This window comes from Pseudomonas glycinae, from assembly GCF_001594225.2.
Classification (GTDB): Bacteria; Pseudomonadota; Gammaproteobacteria; order Pseudomonadales; family Pseudomonadaceae; genus Aquipseudomonas; species Aquipseudomonas glycinae.
Genome location: NZ_CP014205.2, coordinates 3,763,877 through 3,777,506, shown reverse-complemented (window position 1 = coordinate 3,777,506; position 13,630 = coordinate 3,763,877). Strand labels below are relative to the sequence as shown.

Here is a 13,630-nt window from a genome sequence, read left to right as displayed (position 1 = left end):
GGCAAGAAAGTGGAACGCGCCTGTGTGGGAAATGCTCTATACCTGCAAGGTCTTTTTTGATCGAATCCCTTTTCCTACTGCTTGCGAGGTTCACATGACCGTTACCGTCAATACCGTGTCCGCCGAGGGTTTTCGCCACACCGTTCAGATCGATGAGCATGAGCTGTTTGCCGATGTCCCGACGACTGCCGGCGGTGAAGGCTCGGCTCCCGAGCCGCACGATTACTTCGACGCCGCCCTGGGTGCCTGCAAGGCTCTGACCCTGAAGCTGTACGCGAAGAAAAAGGACATCCCGCTGACCGGCGTCGGCGTTGAGGTCAAACGCGACAACAGCCAGGAACAGAAAGGCAAGTACGCCTTGCACGTGACCCTTACCCTGAAGGGCGTGCTCACCGATGCCCAGCGCGAAGAACTGCTGCGTGTTGCCGACCGCTGCCCGATCCACAAGCTGATGACCACCAGCGAAGTCACCATCGAAACCCACGCACCCGTCGGCTTCGACAGCCAGTAATCACCCCGACGACACCGGCGGGTTATGCTCCACGCATCACCCGCCCAGCCTGGAATGGACCATGGACACCCAACCCCTGATCATCCGCCCGCGCACCGAAGACGTCGAAGGCCAGCCGATCTTGCGCCCGCTGCCGTCAGCCAAATGCCGCAGCGTCGGGCCTTTCGTGTTTTTCGATCACATGCTCGAAACGGTTTATCCGGCGGGCAAAGGCATGAACATCCGACAGCACCCGCACATCGGTCTGTCGACCCTTACGTATTTGTTCGACGGGCAGATCCAGCACAAGGACAGCCTGGGTTCGGATCAGGTGGTCAGCGCCGGCGATGTCAGCTGGATGACCGCCGGCACGGCGATCGCTCACGTCGAGCGCACGCCCGAACCGCTGTGGGAACAATGCTTCAAGATGCACGGCCTGCAAATCTGGCTCGCCTCGCCCAAGGATCACGAACAAGGCCCGGGGCATTACAGCCACCACCCGGCCTCGACCTTGCCGGTCAGCGATAACCTCGGTGTACAGATCCGCATGATCGCCGGGTCAGGCTTTTGCCTGGAATCGCCGGTGCCGGTGCTTTCTCCTACGCTGTATGCCGAATTGAAGATGCAAACCGCGACCACACTGCTGATCCCGACCGAGCATGAAGAGCGGGCGCTGTACGTGTTGAGTGGTGATGTGCAGCTCAATGGCGAAGCGGTCGAACCCCATGCACTGGTGGTGTTGCCGACCGGGGAAGAGATGAGCCTGTTCGCCGAAAGCGACAGCCACGCGGTGCTGTTCGGCGGTGCGCCACTGGACGGTCCACGGCGGATCAACTGGAATTTTGTCGCGAGCGATCCGGCGGCGATCGATGAGGCGCGGCGCAAGTGGGCGGCCGGGGACTGGCCGACGGTGCCGGGGGAAGTCGAGCGGATCGAGCTGCCTAAATCGCGCAGCGAGCCGACACCGCTGTAAAGCAACACTCCCACGCCAGGCGTGGGAGTGTGTCAGCCGATTCAGCCCTTGAACACTTCTTCCAGCAAATCATGCATCGACTTGAACGCACGCGCTGCGGTCTTCGCGTCGTACATCATCTTGCCCGGCACATTGGCGTGCGGATCGGTGAACGAGTGCACCGCGCCGCCGTAGCTCAGCAACTGCCAGTCCACACCAGCACCGTTCATCTCGTCTTCGAATGCCGGCAACTGCTCTTTCGGCACCAGCGGATCGGAAGCGCCGTGCAGCACCAGCACCGAGCCCTTGATGTTCTTGGCGTCCGCCGGATTCGGCGAATCCAGGGTGCCGTGGAACGACACCGCCGCTTTCACCGAGGCACCGGTGCGAGCCAGATCCAGCGCACAGCAGCCGCCGAAGCAGAAACCGAACACCGCCAGTTTCGAGGTATCGACCGACGCTTCGCCCTGCTTCTGCAATTGTTCGAATGCGGCCTGCATACGCTTGCGCAGCAGCGCACGATCATTCTTCAGTGGCATCATCGCCGCACCGGCCTCATCAGCGTCCTGCGGACGCACGGCCTGGCCGTATACGTCAGCGATCAGCACCACATAACCCTTGGCCGCCACCGATTTGGCGATCTCTTCAGCGCCAGCGCTGACACCCATCCAGTTCGGCGCCATCAGCAGGCCCGGACGCGCGCCCTTGTGCTCGGCGTCAAATGCCAGGCGACCTTCATAAGGCTGGCCGTCAATCTGATAGACCACGGAACGTACAGTGACTTGGCTCATTTCTGACTCCAGATTGGTTGAATTCCAGAATGAAAAAACCCGCCGAAGCGGGTTTTTCTACAGCTTGATCAGGCCGACAGCTCAACCAGCAGCTTGTTCAGACGGCTCACGTAAGCGGCCGGGTCTTTCAAGCTGTCGCCCGCCGCCAGGGCAGCCTGGTCGAAGAGGATGTGCGACAGGTCGCTGAAGCGATCTACGCTGGCCTCGTTGTCGAGCTTCTCGATCAGCGGGTGGCTCGGGTTGAATTCGAAGATCGGCTTCGAATCCGGCACCTTCTGCCCACTGGCTTCAAGGATCTGACGCATTTGCAGACCCAGGTCCTGCTCGCCAATCGCCAGGATGGCCGGCGAATCGGTCAGGCGATGGGAAACCCGGACTTCGGCAACGGAATCGCCCAGTGCGGTTTTCAGACGCTCGACCAGACCTTCTTTCGACTTGGCGACTTCCTCTGCGGCCTTCTTGTCCTCTTCCGAGTCCAGACTGCCCAGGTCCAGGTCACCGCGTGCCACGTCAACAAAGCCCTTGCCGTCGAAATCACTGAGGTAGCTCATCAGCCACTCGTCGATACGGTCGGTCAGCAGCAGCACTTCGATGCCTTTCTTGCGGAAGACTTCCAGGTGCGGGCTGTTCTTGACCTGCGCGTAGGTTTCGCCGGTGAGGTAGTAGATCTTGTCCTGACCTTCCTTGGCGCGCGCCAGGTACTCGGCCAGACCGACGATCTGCTCGCCATCGGTGCCGTTGGTCGATGCGAAACGCAGCAGACCGGCAATTTTTTCCTTGTTGGCGAAATCTTCTGCCGGGCCTTCTTTCATGACCTGACCGAAGTTTTTCCAGAAGCCCTTGTATTGCTCAGGCTCGTTCTTCGCCAGTTTTTCCAGCATGTCCAGAACACGCTTGGTCAGCGCCGACTTCATCGAGTCGATGATCGGGTCTTTCTGCAGGATTTCCCGCGACACGTTCAGCGACAGGTCGTTGGAGTCGACCACGCCCTTGATGAAGCGCAGGTACAGCGGCAGGAAGGACTCGGCCTGATCCATCACGAACACGCGCTGCACGTACAGCTTCAGGCCTTTCGGCGCTTCACGCTGGTACAGATCGAACGGTGCGCGGGCCGGCACATACAGCAGCGAGCTGTACTCGAGCTTGCCTTCAACCTTGTTGTGACTCCACGACAGCGGGTTTTCGAAGTCGTGGGCGATGTGTTTGTAGAACTCCTGATATTCCTCGTCCTTCACTTCGGTGCGAGGACGGGTCCACAGGGCGCTGGCGCGGTTGACGGTTTCCCATTCAACTTCAGGCTTCTCTTCACCTTCGGCCGCGGCCACTTCTTTCGGCAGCTCGATCGGCAGCGCGATGTGGTCGGAGTACTTCTTGATGATGTTGCGCAGGCGCCAGCCATCGGCAAACTCGTCTTCGCCGGATTTCAGGTGCAGGACGATGCGGGTGCCGCGGTCCGGTTTGTCGATGGTGGCGACTTCGAATTCGCCCTCGCCTTTCGACGACCAGTGCACGCCTTCGCTGGCGGCGGTGCCGGCGCGACGGCTGTACACGTCAACTTTGTCAGCAACGATAAAGGCCGAGTAGAAACCCACGCCGAACTGACCGATCAGGTGCGAATCCTTTTTCTGATCGCCGGACAGGTTTTTCATGAAATCGGCGGTGCCGGATTTGGCGATGGTACCCAGGTGGGTGATCACATCGTCACGGTTCATGCCGATGCCGTTGTCTTCGAGGGTGACGGTCTTGGCGTCCTTGTCGAAGCTCACACGGATTTTCAGTTCATCGCCACCTTCGAGCAACTCAGGCTTTGCCAGGGCTTCGAAGCGCAATTTGTCGACGGCGTCAGAGGCGTTCGAGATCAATTCGCGAAGGAAGATTTCCTTGTTGGAATACAGCGAATGGATCATGAGGTGCAGCAGTTGCTTCACCTCGGTCTGGAAGCCCAGGGTTTCCTTTTGAGTTTCCACACTCATGGTCATCAAACTCCAATCAGATGGCATTGGCCGCGACCTTGCCGGTCGGCGGCGGGTTGTTCTGTGAGTTGGGGGCGTGCTTCAGGATTTCAAGGGCTCATCGATTTTGAAATGCGCGCGGGCGGTCGCGATCGGTTCACTTTCGGTGCTTTGCCAGGCCGTGACCGCGACGTTGGCCACCCGCCGGCCCTGGCGGCAGACCTGACACCGGGCCCAGGTGTCGCGAAATTGCCCGGCCCGCAGGTAATCGAGGGAGAAATCGATAATCTTCGGCACACCGGGCGCACCGGTGAAAATCAGCAGGTGCAGAGCGGCGGACAGTTCCATGAACCCGGCAATCACCCCGCCATGAATCGCCGGCAATAAAGGGTTACCAATGTTGTCCTTGTTCGCGGGCAGTTTGAACAGCAAGTCATCACCGACCCGCGAACACTCGACACCAATCAGCCCGGCATAGGGAATCAGCTTCAGCAGCGGCGCATAGTCACCCTTTGCGTGTGCCTCTTGCAGTTGCTGCTTGAAATCGTCGCTCATGGGCTTTCTCCCTTGATCGCGCCACCAAAGCCTTTCGTGCCTTTAAGGCCTTTGCCCATGCGCATGAAGGTGCCGACGACATGGGCAATCGGCTGCTCGGGATCATCCTGATAGGCAAAGCCGCGAGCGAAGATCACATCGGTGGTGACTCGATAACATTGGGCGAAGCCAAACACGTCTTTATGTGGCTCGGCGGCGTGCATGTAGTCGATGCGCAGATCGAGGGTCGGGCAGACTTCGAATTCCGGCAGCACGCACAGGGTCGACATGCCGCATGCAGTGTCCATCAGCGAAGTGATCGCCCCGCCGTGGACCACGCCGGTCAGCGGGTTGCCGACGATCTGCACACTGTACGGCAGCACCACCGTCAGGCCTTCGTGGCTGGCGCTGTGCACTTTCAATCCCAGTACCTGACAGTGACGCAGGGCCGAGAGAAACCGTGTCGCACGCTCAAAAACGGGGTTTTCGGCCATTTGATAATTACTCTTGTTAGTCGCTGTTCCCGGTAGTGGAAAGAACAGCAAAAGTTCCATTGCAAAACAAACTTATATATCTGAAACAAATGAGGAACTTAACCCTTGGGCGCGAGTTCTTAAGGCCAGTAGTTATTTTCCATAAGGAGAAACACCCCATGCGTAAGACTTTAGCTATTGCCTTGATGTTGACCGCTTCCCTCGGTCTCGCTGCCTGCGATAAAAAATCCGAGGACAAAGCTCAAGATGCCAACCAACATGCTGAACAAGCTCAGCAGAAAATGAACGAAGCTCAGGATAAAGTGAACGACGCGGCGAAAGAAAATGCCGAAGCCGCCAAAGATCAGGCCGAATCGAACGCTGCAGCGCAAGAAGAAGCTGCCAAGAAGCAATAAGCCGCTTCTCGCTGGCCGAAAAGAAAACCCGCCAAGTGCGGGTTTTCTTTTGCCTGTGATTTTTTGCCCATGCCGGCTTAGAGCAAGACGGTTCTAAAAGTCGGACTAATCATCAGCAACAATGAACACACTAAGCCGACCAGCCAGACCAGACTGCGCAGCTTGGGAATATCCGCCAGGTAGAACCACAGATAGAAAATCCGTGAAATCACAAAGATGATCGCCAGTGTATCGATCAGCCATCCCGCCGTCTGCGTGGTGTGTGCCATCAGCACACCAACGGCAAACAGGGCGAAGGCTTCGATGCTGTTCTGATGTGCCGCCAGCGCCCGAGCCCCATAACCGGTGAGTTGCGCCTGCTGCTGACGCGGCAAGTGGTTGTTGTAACCGCCCTGCTCTTTCATGGCCTTGCCAACCGGCATCCGCGCCACGTAGATCAACAATGCACTGATAAACACACACCAGAACGGAATACTCATCAAGCAGCCTCTTTGTTCGCTTCGGGCAATGGCGCCTCTGTAGGGGTATAGACCATTACATCGAGCACGTCGGAGTGAAACTCCCGGCGATACAACACCAGCACCACGCCTGCGCTCATCAACATGAACAGCCACGGGCTGACGAACCACGCCAGCATGCTCATCCCGAAGTAATAGGAGCGCAGACCGAAGTTGAACTGGTTGGCCGCCATCGAAATCACCCGCGCCGCCCGCGAGGCGAACGCCTTGCGCTCCTGCTCCGAGACCTGCCGCTCACCGATCATCGGGGCCGAGCCGACCAGAATGGCGGCGAAGTTGTATTGGCGCATGCACCAGCTGAAGGTGAAGAAGGCGTAGACGAACACCAGCGCCAGGCACAGCAACTTGATCTCCGACATCCCCTGCGAGGCCTGTTGCACCATCGGAATGTCTGCCAGCAGCGACACCGCGCGCTCGGAAGCACCGAGCACGGTCAGGATGCCCGCCAGGATAATCAGTGTGCTGGAGGCGAAGAACGAGGCGTTGCGTTCGAGGTTGCCGATCACGCTGGCGTCGGCGATACGGTTGTCACGCAGCAGCATGCGGCGCATCCAGTCTTCGCGGTACAGGTGCAGCACGCTGGCCAGACACGCCGTGTCACGGCCCTTCCAGGTGGCATAACGGGTGTAACCGCCCCAGCAGATGACAAACCAGAGCGCGGCCAGCAGATGGATCAGGTTGGCTTGGATGAACGACATGCAATTCCCTGTGATGAAGATTTCGGCTCCCCTTCGACGTTAGTCGAGGGAAAAAGACACTGCCTGAAGCCCATAAAAAATGCCCCGTATCGATTGATACGGGGCATTTCTGTTTAATCGCTCGGCAGCCGCTTGTGGCGACCCGGCAATCTTAAGCGAGTGCTTCGGCGCGCTTGCCCAGCAGGCGGTCGCAAACCACGGCAACCACCAGGGTCATCACGCACGGCACCAGCCACGCCAGACCTTGCTCGCTCAGCGGCAGGTGGGCCAGTTGCGATGGCATCCAGTCAGCCAGGCCAGCACCTTTCAACGCATCGATGGTGCCGAACACGAACGACACCAGCATTACCGGGCCCATGATGCGGCTCTGCTCATGCCAGAACCCGGCGCAGAAGCTCAGGGCCACCAGCACGATGCACGGTGGGTAGATCGCAGTCAGCACCGGGATCGAGAACGCGATCAGCTTGGTCAGGCCCAGGTTGGACACCAGCAGCGAGAACGCCGCCAGGATGATTACCAGGGTCTTGTAGGACAGCGGCAATACGCGGCTGAAGTATTCGGCACAGGCGCAGGTCAGGCCAACAGCGGTCACCAGGCACGCCAGGGAAATCAGCACGGCAAGGAAGCCACTGCCCAGCGAACCGAAGGTGTGTTGCACGTAGGCGTGCAGCACCGCGGCGCCGTTGGTCGCGCCCGCCGCCACTTCATGGCTGCCGGAACCCAGACGGAACAGGCTGACATACACCAGCGCCAGACCGACACCGGCAATCAGCCCGGCGATGATCGCGTAACGGGTGATCAGCGCCGGCGACTCGACGCCACGGGAGCGGATCGCGTTGACGATGACGATGCCGAACACCAGCGCGCCGAGAGTATCCATGGTCAGGTAACCATTGATGAAGCCTTGCGAGAACGGCGCCGCGACGTATTCCGGGGTGGCTACGCCGATGTCACCGGCCGGCAGCGCGAACGCGGCGATGCCGAGCACGGCCAGGGCGATGATCTTCAGTGGCGCGAGGAAGCGACCGACGGTGTCCAGCAGACGCCCAGGGTAGAGCGAAATGAAGAACACCAGCAGGAAGTACACCGAGCTGTAGAGGAACAGTGCCAGCGGGCTCTCGCCGGTCAACGGCGCCAAGCCCACTTCAAAGGAAACGGTCGCGGTACGCGGCGTTGCGAACAACGGGCCGACTGCCAGGTAGCAAGCCGCTGCCAGTACGCCGCCAGCGATCTTGCCGATCGGGCTGCTCAGGGCGTCCATTGCGCCACCAACCTTGGCCAGTGCAACTACCGTGACCACCGGCAGACCGACTGCCGTGATCAAAAAGCCCAGCGCCGCGATCCAGACGTTAGGCCCGGACTGCAAACCGACGATAGGCGGGAAGATGATGTTGCCGGCCCCGACGAACAGGGCGAATGTCATAAAGCCAAGTGCCAGGATGTCCTGACCTTTCAAAACTTTCATTAAGGAAATACCACACTACTGAATCGGAATTTAGAGGGGGATTTCCCTGTGGGGTTAGGGAAATGCTGTCAATCCGTATAAGACTGACCCGTTTAGCGCGTTGCATGCCTTGTGGGCGGCAGACGCAAAATGGCGGCTAGCCTAACGAATTTGCCTGACAAACGCACTGTTCGAGGGCGAACTATCCGATACGCGACGTTTCCGTGTCGCGTTTTTGCATGTTATTGGGTGAGTGCTTATAAATTGCCATCGTCCACCCGAACCCCAGAAACGACAAAGGCCACCCGAAGGTGGCCTCTGTTGCTGGAGCAGAGAAGTCAGCCGAAGCTTACTTCTTCACTTCCCAGCCAGTCAGCTCGGCCAGGGCCTTGCCGATGTCTGCCAGCGAACGCACGGTTTTCACGCCTGCGTCTTGCAGAGCAGCGAATTTCTCGTCTGCAGTGCCTTTGCCGCCGGAGATGATTGCGCCAGCATGGCCCATGCGCTTGCCCGGAGGAGCAGTCACACCAGCGATGTAGGAAACAACCGGCTTGGTCACGTGTGCCTTGATGTAGGCAGCCGCTTCTTCTTCAGCCGAACCGCCGATCTCGCCGATCATGACGATCGCTTCGGTCTTCGGGTCTTCCTGGAACAGCTTCAGGATGTCGATGAAGTTCGAACCCGGGATCGGGTCACCACCGATGCCGACGCAAGTCGACTGACCGAAACCGGCGTCAGTGGTCTGCTTCACAGCTTCGTAGGTCAGGGTGCCGGAACGGGAAACGATACCGACCTTGCCTGGCAAGTGAATGTGACCTGGCATGATGCCGATCTTGCATTCGCCTGGGGTGATCACGCCTGGGCAGTTAGGGCCGATCAGGGTAACACCCAGCTCGTCGCACTTAACTTTGGCGTCCAGCATGTCCAGGGTAGGAATGCCTTCGGTGATGCAGACGATCAGCTTGATGCCGCCGAAAGCTGCTTCCAGGATCGAGTCCTTGCAGAAAGGAGCCGGAACGTAGATGACGCTGGCGGTGGCGCCAGTGGCTTCTACAGCTTCTTTCACGGTGTTGAACACTGGCAGGTTCAGGTGAGTGGTGCCACCTTTGCCTGGCGTCACGCCGCCAACCATTTTGGTGCCGTAGGCAATGGCTTGTTCGGAGTGGAAAGTACCCTGCGCACCGGTGAAGCCCTGGCAGATTACTTTGGTGTCTTTATTGATCAGGACGCTCATTACTTGCCCTCCGCAGCTTTAACGACTTGTTGAGCAGCGTCGGTCAGGCTGGTAGCAGCGATGATGTTCAAACCGCTTTCTGCCAGTACTTTAGCGCCCAGTTCAGCGTTGTTGCCTTCAAGACGAACAACAACCGGGATTTTCACGCCGACTTCTTTCACTGCACCGATGATGCCTTCGGCAATCATGTCGCAACGAACGATGCCGCCGAAGATGTTAACCAGTACTGCAGCGACATTGCTGTCGGACAGAATGATTTTGAAAGCTTCGGTTACGCGTTCTTTGGTAGCACCACCACCTACGTCGAGGAAGTTGGCTGGCTTGCCGCCGTGCAGGTTGACGATGTCCATGGTACCCATGGCCAGGCCGGCACCGTTCACCATGCAGCCGATGTTGCCTTCCAGCGCTACGTAGTTCAGTTCGAACTTGGCAGCGTGCGCTTCGCGCGGATCGTCCTGCGACGGATCGTGGAAAGTCTTCAGCTTTGGCTGACGGTACATTGCGTTGGCGTCGATGTTGATCTTGGCGTCCAGGCAGTGCAGATCGCCGTCAGCCTTGATCACCAGCGGGTTCACTTCCAGCAGAGCCAGGTCGTGATCCTTGAACAGCTTGGCCAGACCTACGAAGATCTTGGCGAACTGAGCAACCTGCTTGCCTTCCAGACCCAGCTGGAATGCCAGCTCGCGACCCTGGAATGGCTGAGCGCCAACCAGTGGATCGATAGTGGCTTTCAGAATTTTTTCTGGAGTGTCGTGAGCGATTTTCTCGATGTCCACGCCACCTTCGGTGGAAGCCATGAACACGATGCGACGGCTCGAACGGTCAACGACAGCGCCCAGGTACAGCTCTTTAGCGATATCAGTGCACGATTCAACCAGGATCTTGGTGACTGGCTGGCCGTTGGCGTCAGTCTGGTAAGTCACCAGACGCTTGCCCAGCCACTGCTGTGCGAAGGCTTTGGCGTCTTCTTTGCTGCGAACCAGCTTGACGCCGCCCGCTTTACCGCGACCACCGGCGTGAACCTGGGCTTTGACAACCCACTCGTTGCCGCCGATTTTGTCGCAAGCTTCTGCTGCTGCTTCCGGGGTGTCTACTGCGAAACCAGTGGAAACTGGCAGGCCGTATTCAGCGAACAGCTGCTTACCCTGATACTCGTGAAGATTCATGCTTTTTACCGTCTTCGTTAGGTACTGCGCATTCGGCGCTGCGCTCTTTATGAGTGCCGCGCCACCTGTGACTGCTGCTTGCGTAGCTTTTCCGGATACCCGGTGCAGCTACGCAAGGCTGCGTCCAGCGGACATTCCGCGGTGAGTCTTGCACGCAAGGCTCACGACGGGCCGTACCGCCGTGGTTTCTTATTGTGTGTCTTAACGCTTCTTGCGGTTGGCAATGTGGATGGCGCCGCCATTCACTGCCAAAGCGGCTTCGTGCAAGGCTTCAGACAGGGTCGGATGGGAGAAAACCATCATGCCCAGGTCTTCAGCGCTGGTGCCGAATTCCATACCGATCGCGCCCTGCTGAACCAGTTCTGCAGCGCTCGGGCCAATCACGTGCACGCCCAATACGCGGTCAGTCTTGGCATCGGCGATGACCTTGACGAAACCACCGGTATCGTTGGCGGCCATGGCACGGCCGGATGCTGCGAACGGGAAGGTGCCGACGTTAACTTCAACGCCTTCAGCTTTCAAGGCCTGCTCGGTTTTACCGACCCATGCGATTTCCGGGTGAGTATAAATAACCGAAGGGATCAGGTCATAGTTCATCTGGGCCTTGTGGCCCTTGATGCGCTCGACAACCATGATGCCCTCTTCCGAAGCCTTGTGAGCCAGCATCATGCCGCGAACCACGTCGCCGATGGCGTAAACGCCCGGTACAGTGGTGGCGCAGTGATCGTCAACGTGCACGAAACCGCGCTCGTCCAGGGTCACGCCGCTGTCGGCAGCCAGCAGATCAGTGGTCACCGGACGGCGACCAACGGCTACGATCAGCTTGTCGAAAGTGATGGTCTGTTCGCCGTTGGCGTCGGTGTAGTTCACAACGACTTCGTCGCCGTTCACTTTCGAGCCGGTTACGCGAGCGCCCAGTTTGATGTCCAGACCCTGCTTGGTCAGGGTTTTCAGCGCTTCCTTGGAAACCGCGGTGTCCGCTGCCATCAGGAAGGTGTCCAGGGCTTCCAGAACAGTCACTTCTGCACCCAGACGCGACCAGACCGAACCCAGTTCCAGACCGATCACGCCAGCGCCGATCACGCCCAGACGTTTAGGTACGGATTGGAATTCCAGAGCGCCAGTCGAATCGACGATGACTTTCTGATCGACCGGAGCCGGTGGAATGTCGATCGGACGCGAACCTGGAGCCAGGATGACGTTTTCGGCTTCGATGACTTCAACCGAGCCGTCCGGCTTGGTGACTTCGACTTTCTTGCCGGCCAGCAGTTTGCCGTGGCCCTGGATCGAAGTAACGCCGTTGGCCTTGAACAGGGTGGCAACACCGCCAGTCAGGTTCTTGACGATACCAGCCTTGCGGCCAACCATCGCAGCGACGTCCATTTTGACTTCGCCGGTCGAGATACCGTGGACGTTGAAGCTTTCTTTCGCTTCCTTGTATTTCCAGGAGCTGTCCAGCAGCGCCTTGGAAGGAATGCAGCCTACGTTCAGGCAGGTGCCGCCCAGGGCTTGCTTGCCTTCAGCATCGGTGTACTTCTCGATGCAGGCAGTGCTCAGGCCGAGTTGAGCGGCCTTGATGGCTGCCACGTAGCCGCCAGGGCCCGCACCGATCACTACTACGTCAAATTTCTGCGACATTCAAAAAATCCTCTTTAGCGAAAAGCTTCAAGCCACAAGCTTCAAGCCAAGCCGCCCTTTCTTGCGGCTTGTTGCTCGAAGCTTGCAGCTGCTTCTATCAGATATCCAGCAACAGACGAGCCGGATCTTCCAGCAGGTTCTTGATGGTCACCAGGAAGGTTACAGCTTCTTTGCCATCGATCAGACGGTGATCGTAGGACAGCGCCAGGTACATCATCGGACGGATCACGACCTGACCGTTGATGGCCATCGGACGCTGGATGATGTTGTGCATGCCCAGAATCGCTGCCTGCGGCGGGTTGACGATCGGGGTCGACATCATCGAACCGAAGGTACCACCGTTGGTGATGGTGAAAGTACCGCCGGTCATTTCGTCCATCGACAGTTTGCCGTCACGGGCTTTCTTGCCGAAGGTGGCGATGCCGCCTTCGATCTCAGCCAGGCTCATGTGCTCGGCGTTACGCAGAACCGGAACTACCAGGCCACGATCGCTGGAAACTGCGACGCCGATGTCGGCATAACCGTGGTAAACGATGTCGTTGCCATCGATCGAAGCGTTGACCGCCGGGAAGCGTTTCAGCGCTTCGGTGGCAGCCTTCACGAAGAACGACATGAAGCCCAGACGTACGCCGTTGTGGGACTTCTCGAACAGGTCCTTGTACTTCGAACGCAGGGCCATGACTTCGGTCATGTCGACTTCGTTGAAAGTGGTCAGCATCGCCATGTTCGATTGAGCTTCAACCAGACGCTTGGCAACGGTGGCACGAACGCGGGTCATCGGAACGCGCTTCTCGATGCGGTCGCCAGCGGCGAACACAGGAGCGGCGGCGGCCGGAGCAGCAGCCTTGGCAGGCGCGGCAGCCGGAGCGGCTTTCTTGGCAGCAACGGCTGCAACCACGTCTTCCTTGGTCACGCGACCGCCTTTGCCGGTGCCGGCAACGGAAGCGATGTTGATGCCGTTCTCTTCAGCCAGCTTGCGCGCGGCAGGAGCAGCGATCGGGTCGTCTTCGCCATCAGCGGCAGCAGGTGCAGCGGCGGCAGCGGCCGGAGCAGCAGCGGCAGCCGGAGCAGCGGATGCAGCGCCGCCTTCAACGATGGAGCCCAGGACTTCGTCGGACAGGACGGTTTCGCCCTCGCCCTTGACGATTGCGCCCAGTACGCCGTCGGCGGTAGCCAGCACTTCCAGTACGACTTTGTCGGTTTCGATGTCGACGATCAGTTCGTCACGCTTGACGGCGTCGCCCGGTTGTTTGTGCCAGGTGGCAACGGTGCCATCGGCAACCGATTCCGGGAAAGTGGGGGCTTTGATCTCGATAGCCATTAT

14 protein-coding genes are annotated in these 13,630 nt (G+C 58.8%); 3 read left to right on the top strand and 11 right to left on the bottom strand.

The window, feature by feature from the left end; genetic code table 11:
* Positions 1–94: 94 nt before the first annotated feature.
* Both AWU82_RS17215 and AWU82_RS17210 read left to right on the top strand, forming a co-directional pair.
* Positions 95–511 carry an OsmC family protein gene (locus AWU82_RS17215; RefSeq protein WP_007959010.1) on the top strand — a complete coding sequence of 139 codons (417 nt, stop codon included), beginning with the start codon at positions 95–97 and terminating at the stop codon, positions 509–511.
* A gap of 61 nt (positions 512–572) precedes the next feature.
* Positions 573–1,463: a pirin family protein gene (locus AWU82_RS17210; protein ID WP_064378661.1), complete on the top strand. Its 891-nt coding sequence runs from the start codon at positions 573–575 to the stop codon at positions 1,461–1,463.
* A gap of 41 nt (positions 1,464–1,504) precedes the next feature.
* Here the strand turns inward: AWU82_RS17210 and AWU82_RS17205 are convergent, their stop codons facing one another.
* From AWU82_RS17205 to AWU82_RS17190, 4 genes are all read right to left on the bottom strand, one after another.
* Positions 1,505–2,233 (bottom strand): dienelactone hydrolase family protein, encoded by a 729-nt coding sequence (locus AWU82_RS17205; RefSeq protein WP_064378660.1) that lies wholly within the window; start codon positions 2,231–2,233, stop codon positions 1,505–1,507.
* A 68-nt stretch (positions 2,234–2,301) separates the two neighbouring features.
* Positions 2,302–4,206: a molecular chaperone HtpG gene (gene htpG / locus AWU82_RS17200; RefSeq protein WP_064384026.1), complete on the bottom strand. Its 1,905-nt coding sequence runs from the start codon at positions 4,204–4,206 to the stop codon at positions 2,302–2,304.
* An 81-nt stretch (positions 4,207–4,287) separates the two neighbouring features.
* Positions 4,288–4,740 (bottom strand): PaaI family thioesterase, encoded by a 453-nt coding sequence (locus AWU82_RS17195; RefSeq protein ID WP_011333125.1) that lies wholly within the window; start codon positions 4,738–4,740, stop codon positions 4,288–4,290.
* A complete protein-coding gene (locus AWU82_RS17190; protein WP_064378659.1) occupies positions 4,737–5,213 on the bottom strand; it encodes a PaaI family thioesterase in 477 nt (158 codons plus the stop codon). The genes AWU82_RS17195 and AWU82_RS17190 overlap by 4 nt, the downstream gene beginning before the upstream one ends.
* A gap of 158 nt (positions 5,214–5,371) precedes the next feature.
* On the opposite strand from AWU82_RS17190, the gene AWU82_RS17185 reads away from it, so the two are divergent.
* Positions 5,372–5,608: a hypothetical protein gene (locus AWU82_RS17185; RefSeq protein WP_011333123.1), complete on the top strand. Its 237-nt coding sequence runs from the start codon at positions 5,372–5,374 to the stop codon at positions 5,606–5,608.
* A 77-nt stretch (positions 5,609–5,685) separates the two neighbouring features.
* Here AWU82_RS17185 and AWU82_RS17180 read toward each other — a convergent pair whose 3' ends face one another.
* From AWU82_RS17180 to odhB, 7 genes are all read right to left on the bottom strand, one after another.
* Positions 5,686–6,087 (bottom strand): MAPEG family protein, encoded by a 402-nt coding sequence (locus AWU82_RS17180; protein ID WP_064378658.1) that lies wholly within the window; start codon positions 6,085–6,087, stop codon positions 5,686–5,688.
* A complete protein-coding gene (locus tag AWU82_RS17175) occupies positions 6,087–6,824 on the bottom strand; it encodes a DUF599 domain-containing protein (protein WP_011333121.1) in 738 nt (245 codons plus the stop codon). The genes AWU82_RS17180 and AWU82_RS17175 overlap by 1 nt, the downstream gene beginning before the upstream one ends.
* 151 nt (positions 6,825–6,975) lie before the next feature.
* Entirely contained in the window at positions 6,976–8,289 is a 1,314-nt protein-coding gene (brnQ, locus tag AWU82_RS17170; RefSeq protein WP_064378657.1) for a branched-chain amino acid transport system II carrier protein, read from the bottom strand.
* A 328-nt stretch (positions 8,290–8,617) separates the two neighbouring features.
* Positions 8,618–9,502 (bottom strand): succinate--CoA ligase subunit alpha, encoded by an 885-nt coding sequence (gene sucD, locus AWU82_RS17165; RefSeq protein ID WP_007959025.1) that lies wholly within the window; start codon positions 9,500–9,502, stop codon positions 8,618–8,620.
* Positions 9,502–10,668 (bottom strand): ADP-forming succinate--CoA ligase subunit beta, encoded by a 1,167-nt coding sequence (gene sucC / locus AWU82_RS17160; RefSeq protein ID WP_007959029.1) that lies wholly within the window; start codon positions 10,666–10,668, stop codon positions 9,502–9,504. The genes sucD and sucC overlap by 1 nt, the downstream gene beginning before the upstream one ends.
* Positions 10,669–10,869: 201 nt before the next feature.
* Positions 10,870–12,306, bottom strand: coding sequence for a dihydrolipoyl dehydrogenase (gene lpdA, locus AWU82_RS17155; RefSeq protein ID WP_011333117.1), 1,437 nt, complete (start codon positions 12,304–12,306; stop codon positions 10,870–10,872).
* A 97-nt stretch (positions 12,307–12,403) separates the two neighbouring features.
* The gene (gene odhB / locus AWU82_RS17150) at positions 12,404–13,627 is read right to left on the bottom strand and encodes a 2-oxoglutarate dehydrogenase complex dihydrolipoyllysine-residue succinyltransferase (protein WP_011333116.1); all 1,224 of its coding nucleotides are present in this window, start codon (positions 13,625–13,627) and stop codon (positions 12,404–12,406) included.
* Positions 13,628–13,630: the final 3 nt, after the last annotated feature.